General features: G+C 69.1%; 19 protein-coding genes and 1 pseudogene. 16 read left to right on the top strand and 4 right to left on the bottom strand.

Going from position 1 to position 19579, the window contains the following annotated elements; all coding sequences use genetic code 11:
- Positions 1-122: 122 nt before the first annotated feature.
- Positions 123-824 (bottom strand): GDSL-type esterase/lipase family protein, encoded by a 702-nt coding sequence (locus QE452_RS04070; RefSeq protein ID WP_309659913.1) that lies wholly within the window; start codon positions 822-824, stop codon positions 123-125.
- 152 nt (positions 825-976) lie between these two features.
- Between QE452_RS04070 and QE452_RS04075 the strand changes: the two genes are divergently transcribed.
- The 5 genes from QE452_RS04075 (at position 977) to QE452_RS04095 (ending at position 8191) form a co-directional block, all read left to right on the top strand.
- Positions 977-3448: a glycoside hydrolase family 3 N-terminal domain-containing protein gene (locus QE452_RS04075; RefSeq protein ID WP_309659912.1), complete on the top strand. Its 2472-nt coding sequence runs from the start codon at positions 977-979 to the stop codon at positions 3446-3448.
- A 140-nt stretch (positions 3449-3588) separates the two neighbouring features.
- Positions 3589-6054, top strand: coding sequence for a TIM-barrel domain-containing protein (locus QE452_RS04080; protein ID WP_309659911.1), 2466 nt, complete (start codon positions 3589-3591; stop codon positions 6052-6054).
- Positions 6051-7361: an MFS transporter gene (locus tag QE452_RS04085; protein ID WP_309659910.1), complete on the top strand. Its 1311-nt coding sequence runs from the start codon at positions 6051-6053 to the stop codon at positions 7359-7361. The genes QE452_RS04080 and QE452_RS04085 overlap by 4 nt, the downstream gene beginning before the upstream one ends.
- A gap of 60 nt (positions 7362-7421) precedes the next feature.
- Positions 7422-7814: a hypothetical protein gene (locus tag QE452_RS04090; RefSeq protein ID WP_309659909.1), complete on the top strand. Its 393-nt coding sequence runs from the start codon at positions 7422-7424 to the stop codon at positions 7812-7814.
- A gap of 53 nt (positions 7815-7867) precedes the next feature.
- Positions 7868-8191 (top strand): DUF3140 domain-containing protein, encoded by a 324-nt coding sequence (locus QE452_RS04095; RefSeq protein WP_309659908.1) that lies wholly within the window; start codon positions 7868-7870, stop codon positions 8189-8191.
- A gap of 121 nt (positions 8192-8312) precedes the next feature.
- Here QE452_RS04095 and QE452_RS04100 read toward each other — a convergent pair whose 3' ends face one another.
- Positions 8313-10061: a fatty acyl-AMP ligase gene (locus QE452_RS04100; RefSeq protein ID WP_309659907.1), complete on the bottom strand. Its 1749-nt coding sequence runs from the start codon at positions 10059-10061 to the stop codon at positions 8313-8315.
- Positions 10062-10133: 72 nt separating this feature from the next.
- Between QE452_RS04100 and QE452_RS04105 the strand changes: the two genes are divergently transcribed.
- The 5 genes and pseudogenes from QE452_RS04105 to QE452_RS04125 all read left to right on the top strand — a co-directional run.
- Positions 10134-10709, top strand: coding sequence for a RecX family transcriptional regulator (locus tag QE452_RS04105; RefSeq protein ID WP_309659906.1), 576 nt, complete (start codon positions 10134-10136; stop codon positions 10707-10709).
- Between the two features lie 50 nt (positions 10710-10759).
- Entirely contained in the window at positions 10760-11335 is a 576-nt protein-coding gene (locus QE452_RS04110; RefSeq protein WP_309659905.1) for a cold shock domain-containing protein, read from the top strand.
- Positions 11332-11838: a DUF192 domain-containing protein gene (locus QE452_RS04115; protein ID WP_309659904.1), complete on the top strand. Its 507-nt coding sequence runs from the start codon at positions 11332-11334 to the stop codon at positions 11836-11838. The genes QE452_RS04110 and QE452_RS04115 overlap by 4 nt, the downstream gene beginning before the upstream one ends.
- 32 nt (positions 11839-11870) lie before the next feature.
- Complete coding sequence (locus QE452_RS04120; protein ID WP_125993924.1) at positions 11871-12266, top strand: NADH:ubiquinone oxidoreductase subunit NDUFA12; 396 nt, start codon at positions 11871-11873, stop codon at positions 12264-12266.
- A gap of 263 nt (positions 12267-12529) precedes the next feature.
- Positions 12530-12697 (top strand): annotated as a pseudogene (locus QE452_RS04125) (DUF2155 domain-containing protein); the annotation flags it as partial.
- Positions 12698-12732: 35 nt separating this feature from the next.
- On the opposite strand, the gene aat reads toward QE452_RS04125, so the two are convergent.
- Positions 12733-13461 carry a leucyl/phenylalanyl-tRNA--protein transferase gene (gene aat / locus QE452_RS04130; protein WP_125993923.1) on the bottom strand — a complete coding sequence of 243 codons (729 nt, stop codon included), beginning with the start codon at positions 13459-13461 and terminating at the stop codon, positions 12733-12735.
- A 140-nt stretch (positions 13462-13601) separates the two neighbouring features.
- Positions 13602-13985, bottom strand: coding sequence for a hypothetical protein (locus QE452_RS04135; RefSeq protein WP_309659903.1), 384 nt, complete (start codon positions 13983-13985; stop codon positions 13602-13604).
- A 186-nt stretch (positions 13986-14171) separates the two neighbouring features.
- On the opposite strand from QE452_RS04135, the gene QE452_RS04140 reads away from it, so the two are divergent.
- From QE452_RS04140 to QE452_RS04165, 6 genes are all read left to right on the top strand, one after another.
- Positions 14172-15140, top strand: coding sequence for a cysteine synthase A (locus tag QE452_RS04140; protein WP_309659902.1), 969 nt, complete (start codon positions 14172-14174; stop codon positions 15138-15140).
- Between the two features lie 70 nt (positions 15141-15210).
- Positions 15211-15480, top strand: a complete 270-nt coding sequence (locus QE452_RS04145) for a hypothetical protein (RefSeq protein WP_309659901.1) — start codon at positions 15211-15213, stop codon at positions 15478-15480.
- 321 nt (positions 15481-15801) lie between these two features.
- On the top strand, positions 15802-16302 hold the full coding sequence (locus tag QE452_RS04150; RefSeq protein ID WP_309659900.1) for a division/cell wall cluster transcriptional repressor MraZ: 501 nt from the start codon (positions 15802-15804) through the stop codon (positions 16300-16302).
- Complete coding sequence (gene rsmH / locus QE452_RS04155; protein WP_309659899.1) at positions 16299-17225, top strand: 16S rRNA (cytosine(1402)-N(4))-methyltransferase RsmH; 927 nt, start codon at positions 16299-16301, stop codon at positions 17223-17225. The genes QE452_RS04150 and rsmH overlap by 4 nt, the downstream gene beginning before the upstream one ends.
- Complete coding sequence (locus QE452_RS04160) at positions 17222-17857, top strand: hypothetical protein (protein WP_309659898.1); 636 nt, start codon at positions 17222-17224, stop codon at positions 17855-17857. Before rsmH ends, QE452_RS04160 begins: the two co-directional genes overlap by 4 nt.
- Positions 17854-19572 (top strand): penicillin-binding protein 2, encoded by a 1719-nt coding sequence (locus QE452_RS04165; RefSeq protein WP_309659897.1) that lies wholly within the window; start codon positions 17854-17856, stop codon positions 19570-19572. Before QE452_RS04160 ends, QE452_RS04165 begins: the two co-directional genes overlap by 4 nt.
- The last annotated feature ends 7 nt before the right edge of the window (positions 19573-19579 follow it).

Here is a 19579-nt window from a genome sequence, read left to right on the forward strand (position 1 = left end):
CGGAGGGAGCGATGCCGAAGCATCGTGACCAACAAGCAACGCCGCCCCGGATCGAAAGCGCCCCGCTGCGAAGCGGTTGCCCGCAGGGCGATGACGGTGGTTCAACCTGATCGGAAACCGCTCTAGCGTGCGGTGACGCGGGGGGCGGGGGCGGCGAGCGCCTGCGCCAGCGCCGCCTCCGCCACCGGGGCCATCGCCGCATAGCCGGCGGCATTGGGATGCACGCCGTCGATCGTGAAGGCGGCGCGCATCGCCTGGCCATCATGCAGTGCCGTCCAGTAATCGGCATAGGTCGCACCGACCGAGCGCGCATAGTCGCGCAGCCAGGCGTTCATCGCGGCGATCCGCGGCGCGGGCGCGATGCCGGGCCGCCATGGGAAATGATCGGTCGGCGGGATCGAAGCCAGGATCACGCGGATGCCATGCGCCTGGGCCAGTTCGGTCATCGACCGGATATGGGCCTGGCTCTGCGCCGCCGTCATCGGGCCGGTATTGCCGGCGATGTCGTTGGTGCCCCCCATGATCTGCACGACGGCAGGATGCAGGTCGATCACGTCCTGGCGGAAGCGGAGCAGCATTTGCGGCGTCGTCTGCCCGCTGATCCCGCGTCCGATCCGGCCGGGGGTGAAGAAACCGCCCGCCTTCTCCACCCACCCTTGCGTGATGGAATCGCCCAGGAAGACGATGCGCGGCACATCGGTCCGGGCGGCGGGCAGGGCGGCGTTTTCCGCCTGGTAGCGGCCCAGCCAGGCCCAATCCTCATGCAGCCGCCGTTCGCGCTCCTGATCCGTCTGGGCGGAGGCGGCGAAGGGCTGGGCGATCATGGTAGCGGCGATCATCAACAAAGGGGCAGGGCGCATGGCCGTTACGCTGCCCGTCCGCGCCGGAAAAGGCAAAAGCCGAATATGCATTTGCGGATCAGCCACCTATGAAGGCGGCGAAGGCCGGGATGAACGGTCCAAGACGGGAGAGTGTGATGCGTGCAATGGGGCTTGGAACGACGGCGATACTGGCGCTGATAGCGGTATCGGGAGCCGGTTCGGCGCAACAGACGACCGCGCCCGCCGCAACCAGCACCGCCCATCCGGCGAGCTGGCCAGTGCTCGCCCGCCCGCGCCAGCGCGACCCCAAGCTGGAGGCGCGGATCGACGCCCTGCTCCAGCGCATGTCGATCGAGGACAAGGTCGGCCAGCTCCTCCAGGTCGACATCGCCAGCATCACGCCTGCCGATCTGGAGACGTACAAGCTCGGCTCGGTCCTCAACGGCGGCAATTCTGCGCCGGGCGGCGACGAATATGCGCCGGCCGCCAAGTGGCTGGCACTGTTCGATCAGTTCTACGACGCGTCGATGAAGCGGTCCGACGGCCGGCCCGCCATCCCGGTGATCTGGGGCACCGATGCGGTGCATGGCGACAATAATATCGTCGGCGCGACGCTGTTCCCGCACAATATCGGCCTGGGTGCGATGCGCGATCCCGACCTGGTCGAGAAGATCGGGCGCGCGACCGCGCTGGAGACGGCGGCGACCGGCATCGACTGGAGCTTCGCGCCGACCGTGGCGGTGGTGCAGGACGATCGCTGGGGCCGGACCTATGAAAGCTATTCGGAGGACCCGGCCATCGTCGCCTCCTATGCCGGCCGCATGGTGCAGGGCATCCAGGGGCGGATCGGCCAGGATTTCATGGGCAAGGGCCATGTCATTTCCTCGGTGAAGCATTTCTTGGGCGATGGCGGCACCGGCGGCCGCGATCAGGGCGACACGCGCGTGTCCGAAGAGGGACTGCGCGACATCCATGCCGCCGGCTACACCACCGCGCTGCCGGCCGGGGCGCTGACCGTGATGCCCAGCTTCTCCAGCTGGAACGGGCAGAAGATGACCGGCAACAAGAGCCTGCTGACCGGCGTGCTCAAGGAGCGCTGGGGGTTCGACGGCTTCACGATCGGCGACTGGAACGCGCATGGCCAGGTGCCCGGCTGCTCCAATGAGGATTGCCCGGCGGCGATCAATGCCGGGCTCGACATGTTCATGTATTCCGGCCCGAACTGGAAGCAGCTCTACGCCAACACCTTGGCCGAGGCGAAGGACGGTCGCATCCCGGCCGCGCGGCTGGACGATGCGGTCCGGCGCATCCTGCGGGTGAAGATGCTGGCCGGGACGTTCGAGGCGGGCCGCCCCTCGTCGCGACCGATGGCCGGCAGGTTCGCACTGCTCGGCGCGCCCGAGCACCGCGCCATCGCCCGCCAGGCGGTGCGCGAGTCGATGGTGCTGTTGAAGAATGACGGCAACGTCCTGCCGCTCGAGGCCAGCGCCAATATTCTGGTCGCGGGACGCGGTGCGGACAATATCGCGCAGCAGGCGGGCGGCTGGTCGATCACCTGGCAGGGGGCGGACGTGCCCAATTCCGCCTTCCCCAACGGCCAGTCGATCTGGAGCGGCATCGACCAGGCGACGCGCGCGGCGGGCGGCAAGGCGACGCTGTCGGTCGATGGCCGCTACACCGCCAAGCCGGATGCGGCGATCGTCGTGTTCGGTGAGACGCCCTATGCCGAGTTTACCGGCGACCGGCCGACGCTGGAATACAGCCCTGAGGACAAGAGCGACCTCGTCCTGCTCCAGCGGCTGAAGGCGGCGGGCATCCCGGTCGTCGCGGTGTTCCTGTCGGGCCGGCCGATGTGGGTCAATCCAGAGCTGAACGCGGCCGACGCCTTCGTCGCGGCCTTCCTGCCCGGCACCGAGGGCGGCGGCGTCGCCGACATGCTGCTGGCGGGCAAGGATGGCCGGCCGCAACAGGATTTCCGGGGCCGGCTCAGCTTCTCCTGGCCCAAGCGGCTCGACCAATATGTGCTCAACCGGCGCGATGCGCCTTACGACCCGCTCTTCCCGATCGGCTATGGCCTGACCTATGCGCAAAAGGGTGCGCCGCTCGGCCGGCTGGACGAGAGCCGCCCGGCGGCGGCGGCGGGCGACCGCAACGCGCTGTTCGTGCGCGGTCGGGTGGCGGCGGGCGACCGACTGGCGAACGAGGGCCGCGTCGTCCAGACGCGCACCGATCGGGCGGCGCAGGAGGACAGCTTGAGGCTGGCCTTTGCCGGCGCGGGCATGACCCGCATCGAGGCGACCGCGCCGATGGACCTGACGCGGGAGGCCAATGGCCAGCTCAGTCTGGTGGTCGCGTATCGCGTGGTGACCAAGCCCGCAGGCGCGGTGACGCTGGCCATGACCGGCGGCAAGACGGCGAGCGTGCCGGTCAACGGACTGCTCGATGCGGATGCGGGTGAATGGGGCATCTTCTCCGTGCCGCTCAGCTGCTTCGCGCAGGGCGGGGTCGACATGACCCGGGTGACGGTGCCCTTCGCGCTGTCGAGCAGCGCGGCGCTCGGCATCGACCTGTCCTCGATCCGCATCGCCAGCGCCCCGCCGGGCCCGGTCCGCTGCGGGGCCAAGTAAGCGGGCCGGTTTCCTCCCCGCCTTGGGGGAGGAAACCGGCGCCCCGCCATGCATACGATTTCACGAACCTCACGGCCGGCACGGCTATGCGGCTATAGCCCGATCCAAGATGATTCGCGGGACAAGCGACGGGAGAGGGTATGAAAAAGGGATATTGGCTGCTGTCGGCGGTCGCCGTCGCGGCCCCGGCGGCGGCGCAAATGTCGCCGGTTGCGGGCGGGGTCGAGGTGCGGAATGCCGTCGCCACGATGCAGGTGGTGGCGCTGACCCCGGAGACGCTCCGCATCCGCGTCGCCCGGGACGGCCGCTTCGCCGAGGATGCCAGCTGGGCCGTGGACAGCGAGACGCGCAGGCTGCGCGCCGCTGTCAAGCCGGGGGCGGACGGCTTCTCGACCAGCGCCTTGCGGGTGAAGGTCGATCCGCAGACGCTGGCGCTGACCGTCACCGACCGCGCCGGCAAGGTGATCCTCGCCGATGACTCGTTGCCGGTCGCGTTCGACGGCCGGGGCTTCACCCTGAAGAAGGCGATGCCGCAGGCGGAGCATTATTACGGGCTGGGCGACAAGACCGGGCCGCTCGACCGGCGCGGTGGCAGCTTCGTTGACTGGAACACCGATGCCTATGGCTTCGGCGTCGGCACCGACCCGATCTACAAGTCGGTCCCCTTCTTCGTCGCCACCGGCGGGGCGGGGGGCAGCTATGGCCTGTTCCTCGATAATAGCTGGCGGAGCTGGTTCGACTTTGGCCATCGCGAGGACAATGTGCTGGCGATGGGCGCGCCGGACGGGCCGGTCGATTATTACGTCATCGCCGGACCGAGCACCGCCGAAGTGGTGCGCCGCTATGGCGACCTGACCGGCCGGTCGCCGCTGATGCCGCAATGGGCGCTCGGCTATCAGCAGTCGCGCTACAGCTATATGACCGCCCAGGAGACGCGCGCCGTCGCCGACCGGCTGCGCCAGGACCGCGTGCCGACCGACGTGATCTGGCTGGACATCGACTGGCAGGATCGCAACCGCCCCTTCACCGTCGATACCAAGGCGTTTCCGGACATGGCCGGGCTGGTCCGCGACTTGGGGACGCAGGGCATCAAGCTGGTGACAATCACCGACCTGCATGTCGCCCGTGCGCCGGACCAGGGCTATGCCCCCTATGACAGCGGCGTGGCGGGCGACCAGTTCGTCCATGCCGCCGACGGCAAGACCTATGTCGCGCCGGTCTGGCCAGGCCCGTCGGTCTTTCCCGACTTCACCCGCAAGTCGACGCGCGACTGGTATGGCACGCTGTTCCGCCAGCAGGTCGACTGGGGCATCGCCGGCGTGTGGAACGACATGAACGAGCCGGCGATCTTCGAGACGCCGACCAAGACCATGCCGCTGGACACGGTCCATCGCATCGACAGCGACGGCTTCGCCGCCCGCACCGCGACCCATGCCGAGGTCCACAATATCTACGGGATGCAGAACACCCGCGCGACCTATGACGGGTTGCGCACGCTCCGCCCGAACGAGCGCGCCTTCGTGATGACGCGGGCCAGCTATGCCGGGGGGCAGAAATATGCGGTGACCTGGACCGGCGACAATGTGTCGAGCTGGGATCATCTGAAGCTGTCGGTGCAGCAACTGCTCAACCTGGGCCTGTCGGGCTTCGCCTATAGCGCGGCGGATGTCGGCGGCTTCACCGGGGGCCCCAGCGCCGACCTCCTGACCAAGTGGTTCGAGGTCGCCGCCTTCACCCCCGTGTTCCGCGATCATAGCGCCAAGAACACGCCGCGCGCCGAACCCTGGGTCGACGGGCCGGAGCATCTGGCGATCCGCCGTCGCTATGTGGAGGAACGCTATCGGCTGATGCCCTATCTCTATGGGCTGGCGGAACTGAACGCGCGCAGCGGCGACCCGATCATGCGGCCGGTCTTCTACGATTATCCGGCCGCCGCCTCGGCCAGTTGCGACCAGAGCATGGCCTGGACGCTGGGTGGCAAGCTGCTGGTCGCGGGCAATCCCCGGCCGGAAAGCCCGCAAGCCTATAGCATCTGCCTGCCGGCCGGCGGCTGGTATGACTATTGGTCGGGCCGGCCGGTACAGGGCCAGATGCAGGGCGGCGACGGACCCGTCCAGTCGGCAAGCCAGGCGACCGGGGCGGCGCGCACCGCCAGCCTGACGCTGATGGAAACGCCGACGCTCGACCGGATGCCGGTGTTCGTGCGCGCCGGCACCATCCTGCCGCGCCAGCCCCTGGTCCAGAGCACGTCGGAGCGCCCGCAGGGACCGCTGGAACTGCATGTCTATCCGGGGCCGGATTGCGCGGGCGACCTGTATTTCGACGACGGCCATTCGATGGGCTTCGCCAGCGGCGACTATCTGCGCCAGCATGTCAGCTGCCGCCTATCGGGCGATGGCCGGGTCACGATCGACTTCGCCCCGCGCGAGGGTCGCTATGCCCCGTGGTGGACCGCGATGACCGTCATCGTCCATGACCGGGTCCGCGAGGGCAAGGCGACGCTGAGCGGTCGCAGCCAGCCGGCGCGGTTCGATCCCGCGAACGGCACGGTGGCGGTGACGCTGCCCGACCAGCCGGGCGGCAGCCGGTTGATCGTGACGCGGTGATCGTCACGGACCAGGGGGCGCGGTCGTCCAAGCCGCGCCTCGCGCTGTTCGCTTTCGGTGACTTCGCGTTCAATCTCTACTGGCAGAGCGCGCTGCTCTACCTGCTCTTCTATTACACCGAGGCGCTGGGCCTGGGGGTGGAGCGCGCCGCCGCGCTCTATCTGGCGGCGTCGATCTGGGACGGGATCGCCAATTTCGCGGTCGGCGCGCTGGTCGACCGCTATGGCGACGGCCGGCGCTGCCGCATCGCGATCATGGTCGGGGCAGTGCCGCTGGGGCTGAGCTTCGTCCTGGCCTATGCGCCGCCGCCGGTGACGGGCGGTTGGGCCAGCCTGTTCATCCTTACGGGCCATTTGCTGTTCCGCACCGCCTATGCGGCGGTCAACGTGCCCTATCTGGCGCTGTCGGCGCGGGTCAGCCCGGACAGTCGCGACCGCGCCTTCGTCGCCGGCCTGCGGATGCTGGCGGGGACGGCGGCGGCGGTGACGGTGGCGCTGGGGACCGGCTGGCTCGGCACATGGCTGCTGGGCGCGGGGCCGCGCGCCTATTTCGGCGCGGCCTTGCTCTTCGCCGGCCTCGCCACCGCGATCCTGCTGGCGGTGGGCGCCACGACGCGGCTGGCGGTGCCGGAACCCGCTCCGGGGGATCGCCCGTCGATCGCACGATGCCTGGTCAGCCTGGCGCGCAACCGCGCCTTCGTCACCCTGTCGGCGGCGATGATGGCGATGATCGCGGCGACCACCATCCTCAACAAGTCGGTGCTCTATTATTTCAAATACGTCTTCGGCAGCGAAGGCGCGGGGCAGGTCGCGCTGGCGGCGATGCTGGCGGTCAGCGCGGCGGCGGTGCCGGTGTGGATGGCACTGGCCCATGCCACCGGCACCCGGCGCGCCTGGTTCATCGCGATCGGCCTGTGCGTCGCGGCGCTAGGCGGTTTCGCGATCATCGGCATCGACCGGATCGCGCCGATGCAGGGTTTCCTGATCTTCATGCAGGCGGCGACGGTGGGGCTGCACTTCGCCTATTGGGCGCTGCTGCCCGACACGATCGACTATGGCGAGCGGACCACCGGCGTCCGGGTCGAGGGGATCGTGTTCGGGCTGGCGGCGCTGCTGCAACGCGTCGCGATCGGTCTGGCGACGGCGATCTTGGGCCTCAGCTTCGGCAAGGCGGGCTATGTCGCCAATGTCGCGCAATCGGCGGAGACGCTGGCCGACATACGCTGGACCGTGGCGCTGGTGCCGCTCGGCTTCTTCCTGCTGTCGGGCGTGGTGATGGCGTTCAACCCGCTGCGGGCCGGGGAATAGCCGGCTGGAACATGCCTCGATCCCGATCACTTTGGCAGGATCGCTGGTAAGGGTCGGCCTATGGTTCTGCTGCATATCCTTTGGCCGGGCTTCGCGCTGGCGGCGCTGATGCTGGGGCTCTGGTCCGCGCTGCTGGTGCGGCGGACGCGGGGGGCGGGCGGGACCGATGCCGTGGGCGTATTCGTGCTGCCGATGCTGGTGCTGGGACTGATCCCGCTGCTGATGCTCGCGCGGCAGGCGGGGGTGGCGCAGGTGCTGCTGGCCTGGATTTTCGTCGGCTTTCGCGTCGGCCATGCGGCCGCATGGCTGCGCGAGGGCGAGGGGCGGCGCGTGTGGCGGCTGGACCTGGCGTCGCTCGCCATCGTCTCGGCGATGTGGATCGGCTTCTTGGTCGACTTCGTCCGGGCGGCGGTCGTCTATCAGCGGGCGATCGCGGCGCTGCTCACCGCCTGATCGCAACCGTCCCGGAACCAAGGCGTTGGCGGTGACGGACAGAGGAGCAGCATATGGCCGAGATCGATCACGATCAGGTGTGGAAGGACTTCGGCGAGGCGGTCAACATGACCCCGTCCGAACTGGAAAAATGGTTGAAGACCAAGGAGAGCAAGGAGTCCGGCACCGGTGTCGGCCATGACTCGGGCGAGCGGATCGTTGCGATCAAACACAAGAAGAAGGCCGACCTGACCGACGACGACTATGCGCATATGCAGAAGGTCGTCGGCTATGTGCACCGCCATCTGGCGCAGGGTGGTCCGGACAAGAAGAAGGACAAGGACGATTCCACCTGGCGCTATTCGCTGATGAATTGGGGGCATGATCCCCTGAAATAGGCGGGCGGTTCCTCAGCGGATGTCGGACCGTCGACCTTCGCTGTCACCACGCGCCATCCCGGCTTTGGCCGGGATGGCCGATCCGTGACGGGGCGCTGGCGATCACCCCGACCCGCCGCCCTCAGGCGGCGATGTCGTAGGGCTTGATCTCGCCGGCCAGATAGAGATTGCGCGCCTTGGCCCGGCTCAGCTTGCCCGAGGAGGTGCGCGGCAGCGTGCGCGGCGGGATCAGCTCGATCACGCAGTTCATGCCGGTCACCGAGCGCACCCGCTCGCGGATCGCGTCGCGCAACCGGCCCCGCTCGGCCTCGTCGCTGCTGCGGCACTGGACCAGCACCGCCGGCGTCTCCTCGCCACCCGGCGTGGTGATCGCGAAGGCGGCGATGTCGCCGGCCTTGAAGCCCGGCAGCTGCTCCACCGCCCATTCGATGTCCTGCGGCCAATGGTTCTTGCCGTTGACGATGATCATGTCCTTGGCGCGGCCGACGATGTAGATATAGCCGTCCGACATATAGCCCATGTCGCCGGTATCCAGCCAGCCATCGGCCATGCACGCCTCGGTCGCGGCGGGGTCGCGGAAATAACCGACCATCACCGATGGCCCCTTGCACCAGACCTTGCCGATCGCCCGCTCGGGCAACGGCGTGCCGTCCTCCTCGCGGATCTCGACGGTCATGTCGCGCACCGGCTTGCCGCAATTGACGATCGCGCGGAACCGCTGCGGCCGGTTGCCGTCGCGATCGGCACCCGACAATTCGGTCTCCTCGACCAGCTCGACGCGGATCCCCTCGCCCGGCGGCATCAGCGACACGGCCAGCGTCGCCTCGGCAAGACCATAGGAGGGCAGGAAGGCGCTGGCCTGGAAGCCGGCATCGGCAAAGGCGTCGACGAACTTCTGCATCACGTCGGGGCGGATCATGTCCGCGCCATTGCCCGCGACGCGCCAGCGCGACAGGTCGAACCGGTCCGACGCCTTGGTCTGCGACGACATGCGGCGCGCGCAGATGTCATAGCCGAAGGTCGGCGAATAGGAGAGGGTGGTGCCCTGGTTGCGGCTGATCAGGTCGAGCCAGGCGAGCGGGCGACGCGCGAAATCCTCGGTCTTCAGATAGTCGGTCGACACCTGGTTGGCGACCGGCGACAGGAAGCAGCCGACCAGGCCCATGTCGTGATACCAGGGCAGCCAGGAGACGCAGCGATCGGTCGGGCCGATCGCCATGCCATGGCTGTGCGCCGCCAGATTGTTGAGCAATGCCTCGTGCGTGATCGCGACGCCGTGGGGGAAGCGGGTCGAGCCGCTGGAATATTGGAGATAGGCGATCTGGTCCGAGGTCGCCTCGGGCAGCGCGACATCCGGTGCGGGCTGCTCGGCGAAGCTGGCCCAGTCGGTGCCCTCGACGCCGCAGGCCTCCGCCGCCGCCTTGGCCATGTCGGCGAGTTCGGGCGGATAGATCAGCATCTTGGGGTCGCAGCTGCCGAGCTGGACGCGCAGCTGATCGATGTACGAATCCCGGCCGCCGAACGAGGTCGGCAGCGGCAGCGGCACCGGCCAGGCACCGGCATAGACCACGCCGAAGAACAGGGCGGCGAATTCGGCCGAGGTCTCGGCAACCAGCGCGATGCGGTCCTCGGGGGCCACGCCCGCCGCGATCAGCCGTCGCGCCGTGGTCAGCGCGTCGTCGCGCAGCTCGGCAAAGCCATAGGGGCGGACCAGCGTGCCGCGCGCATCGTGGAAATTCAGCCCGCGCACGCCCGTGGCGGCATAGTCCAGCGCCTCGCCCAGCGTCGCGAAATTCGCATAGCGACGCGGCAGCGCGTCCTCGGTCGGCGTCGCAATCGGCGCGGACTGGGGGGTGGGAGCGGTCGTCATCTAGGCCAAGGTCCTTCGGGGGCAATTCGTCACGCTATCTCTTCCTTAGGCTATGTGGCACAAACAAGGCGAATGCCACCCAGAGGCCCCCGAACGCGCACACCGCCCCCCGCGCTCGACGCGGCCGCGCTCGATCGCCTAGCGCTCCGCTATGTTGAGCGATTCGCCACCACGCGCGGAAAACTGGCCGATTACCTGCGGCGCAAGATCCGCGAGCGGGGCTGGGAGGGCGATCCGGTCGACCCGGCGGCGGTCGCCGAGCGGATGGCGGGCCTGGGCTATATCGATGATCGTTTCTATGCCGAGAACAAGGCCATGTCGTTGACCAGGCGGGGTTTCGGCGCGAGTCGCGTCGCCGATGCGCTACGCCAGGCGCGGGTCGACGACGCGGATGCCGTGCCGGCGCGGACCATCGCCGCCGAGGGGGAGGGGGCCAGTGCGCTGGCCTTTGCCAAACGCAAGCGGATCGGGCCGTTCGCCACCGAGCCGGCCGATCCCGCCCGCCGGCAGAAGCAGATCGCGGCGATGGTGCGGGCGGGGCATGGCTTCGCGGTGGCGCGCCGGATCGTCGAGGCCGGGCCGGGCGATGTCCCGGAATTTAACGATGCGGTAACGCTTGAGCATTGCGACGAGGGCGATCCATGGTAGCAAGGCCCCGTCAGGGGTGACTTATGCAATTGGACACGCAAGGTGGGAGCGTGCCCGACAGGGGCAGCGTAACCAACGGGGGATCGGGCGGCGGTTCGGTCGAGGATGGTGAGATCGCGATCAGCGGCGTCATCAAATGGTTCGATGTGACGCGCGGATTCGGTTTCGCCGTGTCCGACGATCCGTCCATCGGCGACGTTCTGGTGCATTTCAGCGTCCTGCAATCGCATGGCCGCCGCAGCCTGCCCGAGGGGGCGCGGGTCGAGGCGCGGGCGGTCCAGCGCGGGCGCGGCTATCAGGCGCGCGAGGTGCTGACCATCGACCTGTCGGAGGCGGTGGAGGAACCCACCGCGCCCCGGTCGCGCGTGGGGGTGGATCGGGTCGATCCGGCCGGCCTGATCGATCGCGCCGGACCCTTCGAGCCGACCGTGGTGAAATGGTTCAACCGGCTGAAGGGCTATGGCTTTCTGATCCGCGACAGCGATGGGGCGGACGTGTTCGTGCATATGGAGACGTTGCGGCGCGGCGGGGTGCTGGTGGTGGAGCCGGACCAGCCGCTGCGCGCCCGCGTCGTGGACGGGCGCAAGGGACCGCTCGCCGTGCTGGTCGAGCCGGTCGGCGCGTGATTCGCCACCGCCTGCTTCGACTGGCGCTCGCCGCGGCGCTGGTCGGCCCCGCCGCCTGTCGGGGAACGTCGGGTGCGCAGGACGAGGCGGCGGTCGCGACCATCCCCGTCACGATCACCGGCGCCGGCGGACGCCATGTCTTCCAGGCCGAACTCGCGCGGACGGCGGCGCAGCAGGAAAAGGGGCTGATGTACCGCACCGGTCTGGGCCCGGATTTCGCGATGCTGTTCGCGCCCTATCCGCCGGATGGCGGCCCGCCGGTCGCGACCAGCTTCTGGATGAGGAACACCCCGTCTTCGCTGGATATCGTGTTCATCCGGCCGGACGGCACCATCGCCCGGATCGCGGAAAACACGGTGCCGCTCGACGAGACGCCGCTCTCTTCGGGCGAGCCGGTGGCGGCGGTGCTGGAGGTGCGCGGTGGCCGCATGGCGGAGCTTGGCCTGGGCGAGGGCGACCGGGTACAGTGGACGTTGCCCGGCGGCCCCCATGCTGGTGGTTGAAGCGCGGCGCGGGTCGCGGTAAGCGCTGGTCCATGGGCATCAACCTCAATCCCTTCACCTGGTGGAACGGCGCCTCCTGGGGCACCATGCTGTACGGCCTGCGCGGCAAGGCGCGCGTCGGCGAGGACGAGCTGGGCAACGTCTATTATGAAGGCGGCACCGACACCGCCGGCAACCCGCGCCGCTGGGTGATCTATCAGGGCTCCAACGATGCCAGCCGGGTGCCGCCCGACTGGTTCAGCTGGCTGCACCACCAGATCGACGACGTGCCGTCCAAGGCGCTGCCCCCGGTCCGGCCGTGGCAGAAGCCGGCGCTGCCGAACCTGACCGGCACGCCGCTGGCCTATCGACCGTCCGGCGCGCTGGAGAAGGGGGGCGTCCGCGCCGCCGCCACCGGCGATTACGAAGCCTGGACGCCGGAGGGATGATTCGCTGGATCGCCGCGGCCCTGGTGGCCGTGGCGCTGGCGATTGGCGGCTGGTTCGGCTGGCGCGCCTATCAGGACCGCCGCACGCCGCTGGCCGGCGGTCACCGGATCGAGCAGATCCTGCCCGAATCGACGCGCAGCGACATCGAGACGGTCGATGCGAACGGCACTGTCGCCGCCGCGTCGGGCGTGACGCCGATGGCGCAACGCGTCGCGGTGATCGGCCTGCTCAACAAGCGCAATGGCGAAAGCCGCGACGTGACGATGCGACCGGGCGATGCCAAGCGCACCGGTGACGTGGTGCTGCGCCTGCGCGCCTGCGAACGCACCGCCCCCTGGGAGCAGGACCAACTGACCGGCGCGTTCATGCAGGTGGACGTGCGTGGTGCCGACAGGATCTGGCGTCGGCATTTCTCCGGCTGGCTGTTCAAGGAGCGGCCGGGGCTCAACGTCGTCCAGCACCCCGTCTATGACGTGTGGGTCAAGAGCTGCACGATGTCCTTCCCCGATACTGGTCCCGCCACCGAGACGCTGGCCGCGCCGGCCAAGCGGTCGAGCGCGGCGAAATCGCCGCCGCCCGCCGCCGAGCCGGACGAGTCGGCCGGCGAGGATGCGGCGCCGTCGCCCAGCGCCGCGCCCAGCAACGCCATATAGTCGGAGCGATCGATCTCCACCGCGCCCATCGTGGCGAGGTGGGCGGTCTGGAACTGGCAGTCGAGCAGGGTGAAGCCGCCCACCCGCAGCCGCGCGACGAGCCAGGCGAGCGCGACCTTGGACGCGTCGGTGGCGCGGCTGACCATGCTCTCGCCGAAAAAGGCGCGGCCCAGCGCCAGGCCGTAGAGGCCGCCGACCAATTGATCGTCCAGCCAGCATTCGACCGAATGCGCCAGCCCGCGCTGGTGCAGGTCGAGGAACACCTGCTCGATGGGATGGCTGATCCAGGTCTCGGGGCGATCCTCGGCGCTTTCGGCGCAGAGCCGGATCGTGCGCTCGAAGGCGGTGTCGGCGGTGACGCGGAACCGGTCCTGCGCGATCACCTTGCGGAGCGAGCGGGAGAGGTGGAAGCCGTCGAGCGGCAGGATGGCGCGCCGCTTGGGCTCGACCCAATAGCATTGGTCCGCCTCGCGATCGTCCGCCATCGGGAAGACGCCCACCGCATAGGCGCTGAGCACGAGAAGCGGGTCGAGGCGGTCCATGGTCGTCCCCATGGTGGGGCTAACCACCGGGTCTTTCAAGCATCCGAACGGCATGGCTCCGGTCGCGGAGGGAAAGACCGGACAGCAAAAGGCCGGCGGTTCGCACCGCCGGCCCTGAAAGGATCAGTGTCAGGTCGACCTCAGACGTGGCAGGACAGGCCCTTCTTGCCCGGTGCGGTCAGCGTGATGGTCTTCTCGTCGCCGCTCAGCGTCCAGCCGCCCTCGGCGGTGTAGGGCTTGCCGGCCTCGGGCGCGGTCAGGCGGACGGCCGTCGCGGTCGACGGCGCGCGCACCAGCACCTGCTTGTCGCCCTGGAAGAAGGTGACGCCGACCAGCGAGCTGTCCGAGCAGCGGAAGGTCTTGTCGGCGCGTATCGCCGGCGGCAGCTCGACGGGCGCGGCGTTGGCGATCTGGTTGGCCATGGGATCGGGATTGGCATCGATCACTTCCGGCTTGGACGGCTGCGAGTTGCAGGCGGCGAGAGCCATCAGCGGGGCGGCGAGCAGGGGAAGGAAGCTTTTCATAGCAACCTGCGCTTCGCGAATGCAGCACGACGCGTCAAGTATTGTTGCGTCGGCAATCGTTATTCCTGGGGCGATCCGAGCCCCGCCCGGTCGGCGTCGAGGCGGCGGCCGGCAGCATTAGCCGGGCTTGTCCGGGGCAAAGCGACCCTCGCTTGGCCCGGCGGCGTGCGGGGCGTATGGCGCGGCATGGCCATCATCCCCGACACGCTGTCCCTTATCGGCAATACCCCGCTCGTCCGGCTCAAGGGGCCGAGCGAGGCGGCCGGCGGCGATATCTTCGGCAAGTGCGAATATGCCAATCCGGGCGCGTCGGTGAAGGATCGCGCCGCGCTGGCGATCATCGAGGATGCCGAGGAACGCGGCGCGCTGCTGCCCGGCGGCACGATCGTCGAGGGCACGGCCGGCAATACCGGCATCGGCCTGGCGCTGGTCGCCAATGCCAAGGGCTATCGCACCGTCATCGTCATGCCGGAGACGCAGAGCCGCGAGAAGATGGATACGTTGCGCGCCCTGGGCGCGGAACTGGTGCTGGTGCCGGCCGCGCCCTATTCCTCGCCCTGCCATTTCGTCCACACCTCGCGCCGGCTGGCGGAGGAGACGCCGGGCGCGATCTGGGCCAACCAGTTCGACAATATCGCCAATCGTCGCGCCCATATCACCGGCACCGCCGAGGAGATCTGGACGCAGATGGAGGGCCGCGTCGACGGCTTCACCTGCGCGGCGGGCACCGGCGGCACGCTGGCCGGCGTCGGCATGGGGCTGAAGGCGCATGACGAGGGCATCCGGATCGCGCTGACCGACCCGCATGGCGCCGCGCTCTACGAATATTATGCGTGCGGGGAGTTGAAGGCCGAGGGCTCGTCGGTGGCGGAGGGGATCGGGCAGGGCCGGATCACCGCCAATCTGGAAGGCGCGCCGATCGATACGCAGTTCCGCGTCTCGGATGCCGATGGCTATCATTGGGTACGGCGACTGCTGGACGAGGAGGGGCTGTGCCTGGGCCTGTCGTCGGGCATCAACGTCGCCGGTGCGATCCTGCTCGCCAGACAGATCGGGCCGGGCGCGCGAGTCGCGACGATCCTGTGCGACACGGGCTTCCGCTACCTGTCGACGCTCCACAACCCGGAATGGCGCGCGGCCAAGGGTCTGGTCTAGGACGGAAACGGGGCATCCGGTCGCGGCGGGTTGAGAATTGTCGCGTGAGACACTAGGTTGCACCCACACGATGAATGGTGCTCCCGAACCCTCGCAGACGGTGCAGCGCGTCAAGGTCGGCATGATCGGCCTCGCTGCCGTCGTCCTGCTCATTGCGCTGGCCAGTGCGATCATCGGCTCGGTGACGCGCGAGCGGCCGGTGCCCGGTGTGGCGCAAGCCAATCTGGTCGCCGAAATGGCCGCCGGCAACAGCGTACCGCCCGCGTCCTCGACCGGTGAGCCGCTTGCCGAAATGGGCGTCGCGCCGCCGACCGCCAACAGTCAGGCGACCGCACAATAGCTTAGACCGGACGATCCTGACCGGGTCGTTTGGGGATTTTACGGGAACGCCCGCTCCGGCCATGCTGGAGCGGGCGTTTTGACATGGATTTCGCTGCGCTGCGGCGACCTACGCATTTTCCCGTAGTTCGTCTTATTTCAACGATATGCGGGTAGCTTCCCCGGATTTCCCCAAAAATCCCGTTGCGGCCCCGCCACCGGCTTGGTACGTCAAGGCTCATTCAGGGGCATGCTCACCGCCGATGCGGAAGCACTGGAAGAGGAAGTCGATCTTCCCCTTTCGGCGCGGCGGGGTCGTGCGCGCCAGAAGTGCGGAGTTGGCGTGTTGGACAGGGGGCGTTATCAGGGCGATGGCATCGGCCTTGTCGATGACAAGGGACGGGTAGCCATACCTGCCGCGCTCCGCGCCACGCTCGCCGCCAACGCGCCCAAGGCGGACGGCAAGACCGGCGGCACCGTCATTATCGGCGCCCATCAGAAGAACCGCTGCCTCGTCGCCTATGATCCGGGCTATGTCGACATCCTCGCCGCACGCCTTGATGCGCGCGAGGCGGCGAATACCGGCCCCGACGGCGAATATGACTATAACATCAAGCGTCGCGCCGCCGCCGGCGAGGCCGTGCCGTTCGACGGTTCGGGCCGCTTCATCATGCCGGCCTTTCCGCGCTTCTATGCCGACATCGGCGAACATGCCTTCTTCTATGGCGTGCTCGACTATATCGAGATCTGGGACCCCAAGACGCTGATCGACACCGAGGACATGCCCCCCGTCGTCAAGGAAATGGCGCGCTTCTACATGATGCAGAAGGGGGTGACGCTGTGACCGACGCCCCGCACATCCCCGTCCTGCTCGACGAGGTGCTCGCGGCGCTCGCCCCCGCGCCGGGCGAGACGATGGTCGACGCGACCTTCGGGGCGGGCGGCTATACGCGCGCGCTGCTAGCGCAGGGGGCAAGCGTCATCGCCTTCGACCGCGATCCCGATGCGATCGCCGCCGGTCGTGCCCCCGCCATTGACGGGCTGACGCTGGTCCATGCCGACTTCTCGACCATGGAACAGGCGATCGAGACGCCGGTCGACGGCGTGACGATGGATATCGGCGTGTCGTCGATGCAGCTCGACCAGGCGGGGCGCGGCTTCTCCTTCCAGTCGGACGGTCCGCTCGACATGCGGATGAGCCAGGACGGGATGAGCGCGGCCGACTTCCTCAACACCGCCGAGGAGGACGAGATCGCCGACGTCATCTATCGCTATGGCGACGAGCCCAAGTCGCGCCGGGTCGCGCGGGCGATCGTCGCGGCGCGGCCCTTGTCGCGCACGGCGGAGCTGGCGACGGTGGTGCGCCGCGCGCTGGGCCACAAGCCGCACGACAAGAAGGACCCCGCCACGCGGACCTTCCAGGCGATCCGCATCCATGTGAACCGCGAGCTGCACGAGCTGGTCGAGGGACTGGCGGCGGCGGAGCGGATCCTGAAGCCCGGCGGCCGGCTGGCGGTCGTGACCTTCCACAGCCTGGAGGACCGGCTGGTCAAGCGCTTCCTGCGCGACCGGTCGGGCGGCGCGCCCGCGGGCTCGCGGCACCTGCCGCAGGCGGCGGCGGGGGCGGCGCCGAGCTTCGAGGCGGTCGGCCGCGCGATCCGTGCGGGCGAAGATGAATTGGCGCGCAACCCGCGCGCCCGATCGGCAACATTGCGGATAGCCAGGCGGACGGCGGCGCCCGCCTGGAAAGAGGAGATGAGCGTATGACGGCGGCCTATCGGTTGAAGGGCTTCGCCTGGTTCGGGGTCTCGGTCGCCGTGGTCCTGGGCTTCTACCTCGTGTCGCTGCAGGTGGCGAACGAGCGCAAGAAGCTGGAACAGGTGAACCGCCGCATCGCCTCGGCCGAGCGGGACATCCGCGCGCTGGAGACCGAGTTCGACACGCGCGCCAATCTGGCGCAGCTCGAACGCTGGAACGGCGACACGCTGGCCCTGTCCGCCCCGACCGCGCAGCAGTTCGTCGGCGACGAGGCCGCGCTCGCCTCGATCGACGTCCATGCCGCCCCGACGCCGGGTCCGGACGGCGCGCCGGTCCGCACCGCCGCGTTGCTCGTCCCCTCGGGCATGCCGCCGCAGCCGGCGATGACCCTGGTCGCCGCCAATGCGCCGGCCCCGGTCGCGCCCGCCGCCGCGCCGGTCCGCGCCACCGTCCGTACCGCGAGCGCCGGCAAGGGGCTGGACGTCGGCCTGGTCCGCACCGCCGCCGTGACCGCAGCGACCAGCGCGGCCGCCAAGGTGAAGCCGGACGCGGTGGCGCTGCTCGACCGCAAGCTGCTGTCCGAGCGGACGCTGGGTGACATCCTGTCGCGCGCACGCACCGAGGCGAGCGGCAAACGGTGACGGCACTGGTCGCCCGGACGTCGGCGCAACGCCGCAGCGCCAAGCAGCGCCACCAGTTGGTGGCGACCGCGCATACGCGGCTGATGATGTTGCTGTTCCTGTTCGGGGCGGCGGTGCTGCTGGTGATCGGCCGGCTGGGGATGCTGGCCGCCTTTTCGGGCAGCGAGGCGCGCGCCGCCGTCGCCTCGCTGGCGGCGCGCGGGGATATCGTCGACCGCAACGGCGCGCCGCTCGCCCGGACGATCGACGCCTGGACGATCGGCGTCCATCCGAAGAAGATCATGGGCGACCGGATGGAGATCGCCGCGCGGCTCGCCGCGTTGATGCCGGATCGCGGCGACCAGGCTTGGTTCTACGCGCAGCTGACCAAGAACGCCTCCTTCGCCTATCTCCAGCGCCGCGCCTCGCCGGCGCTGGTCGAGCAGGTCAATGCGATCGGCGAGCCGGCCCTGGTCTTCGCGCGCGAGACGCAGCGGCTCTATCCGCAATCGACCATGGCGGCCCATGCGCTCGGTTTCCTGTCGACCGACGGCCATGGCATGAGCGGCATGGAGCGCGTGCTCGACGCGCGGCTGACCGACCCGACGCTGGCCAAGACGCCCGTAGCGCTGTCGATCGACGCGCGCGTTCAGGCGGCGATGGAGAGCGAGCTGGGTCGCGCGATGACCACCTTCTCCGCGCGCGGCGGCGGCGGCATCGTGCTGGACGTCGCCACGGGCGAGGTGATCGCGATGGTGTCGCTGCCCACCTTCAACCCCAATCGCGTCGGCATGGCGGGCAGCGAGGAGCTGCGCAACATCACCACGCAGAGCGTGTTCGAGCTGGGATCGACCTTCAAGCCGATCACCATGGCGACCGCGATCGACACGGGTGTCGTCACCTCGATGAACCGCCGGTTCGACGCGACGCACCCGCTGAAGGTCGGCGGCTATACGATCCATGACGAGCGCGGTGATCCCAAGCGCTGGCTGAACATGGCGGAGACGCTGATCTATTCGTCGAACATCGCGACCGCCCGCGTCGCCGACGAGGTCGGGCCGCAGCGGATGCAGGCGATGTTCAAGAAGCTCGGCTTCGACACCAAGCCCGATATCGAGCTACGCGAAAAGGGCCGGCCGCTGCTGCCGACCTATTGGGCGCGGACCACGACGATGACCACCGCCTATGGCCATGGCATCGCGGTGACGCCGCTGCATCTCGCCAGCGCCTATGCCGCGCTGGTCAATGGCGGCATCTGGCGGCCGGCGACCCTGCTCAAGGTCGAGCCCGGCCATGCGGCCGTCGGCCGCCGCGTCATCAGCGAGGCGACCAGCGCGCGGATGCGCCAGATGCTGCGGCTGATCGTGCTGCGCGGCACGGGCCGCAAGGGCGATGCGCCGGGCTATCGCGTCGGCGGCAAGACGGGTACGGCGGAGGCGGCGGTCGCGGGCGGCTATGACCATAGCCGCAACGTCGCCACCTTCGCCGCGGCCTTCCCGATGGATGCGCCGCGCTATGTCGTCCTGGCGATGCTCGATTCGCCGCTCGGTACCAAGGAGACCTACGGTTGGAAGACCGCTGCCTGGAACACTGCCCCGGTCGTCGGCCGCACGATCGCGCGCGTCGGGTCGATGCTGGGCGTGGTGCCCGACGAGCATCGGGATATCGACGTGTCCGACATCTTGCCGACTCTGTGGCAGGACCCGTCCGTGAAGACCGCGAGCGGCGGGCATTGAGGATCGG

The organism is Sphingomonas sp. SORGH_AS_0438 (assembly GCF_031453475.1).
Classification (GTDB): Bacteria; Pseudomonadota; Alphaproteobacteria; order Sphingomonadales; family Sphingomonadaceae; genus Sphingomonas.

Bases quoted from the DNA above. Each gene is read 5' to 3' on its own strand.
- QE452_RS04070 (WP_309659913.1), bottom strand. From the start codon at position 824: ATGATCGCCCAGCCCTTCGCCGCCTCCGCCCAGACGGATCAGGAGCGC.
- QE452_RS04075 (WP_309659912.1), top strand. From the start codon at position 977: ATGCGTGCAATGGGGCTTGGAACGACGGCGATACTGGCGCTGATAGCG.
- QE452_RS04080 (WP_309659911.1), top strand. From the start codon at position 3,589: ATGAAAAAGGGATATTGGCTGCTGTCGGCGGTCGCCGTCGCGGCCCCG.
- QE452_RS04090 (WP_309659909.1), top strand. From the start codon at position 7,422: ATGGTTCTGCTGCATATCCTTTGGCCGGGCTTCGCGCTGGCGGCGCTG.
- QE452_RS04095 (WP_309659908.1), top strand. From the start codon at position 7,868: ATGGCCGAGATCGATCACGATCAGGTGTGGAAGGACTTCGGCGAGGCG.
- QE452_RS04100 (WP_309659907.1), bottom strand. From the start codon at position 10,061: ATGACGACCGCTCCCACCCCCCAGTCCGCGCCGATTGCGACGCCGACC.
- QE452_RS04105 (WP_309659906.1), top strand. From the start codon at position 10,134: ATGCCACCCAGAGGCCCCCGAACGCGCACACCGCCCCCCGCGCTCGAC.
- QE452_RS04120 (WP_125993924.1), top strand. From the start codon at position 11,871: ATGGGCATCAACCTCAATCCCTTCACCTGGTGGAACGGCGCCTCCTGG.
- aat (WP_125993923.1), bottom strand. From the start codon at position 13,461: ATGGACCGCCTCGACCCGCTTCTCGTGCTCAGCGCCTATGCGGTGGGC.
- QE452_RS04135 (WP_309659903.1), bottom strand. From the start codon at position 13,985: ATGAAAAGCTTCCTTCCCCTGCTCGCCGCCCCGCTGATGGCTCTCGCC.
- QE452_RS04140 (WP_309659902.1), top strand. From the start codon at position 14,172: ATGGCCATCATCCCCGACACGCTGTCCCTTATCGGCAATACCCCGCTC.
- QE452_RS04145 (WP_309659901.1), top strand. From the start codon at position 15,211: ATGAATGGTGCTCCCGAACCCTCGCAGACGGTGCAGCGCGTCAAGGTC.
- QE452_RS04160 (WP_309659898.1), top strand. From the start codon at position 17,222: ATGACGGCGGCCTATCGGTTGAAGGGCTTCGCCTGGTTCGGGGTCTCG.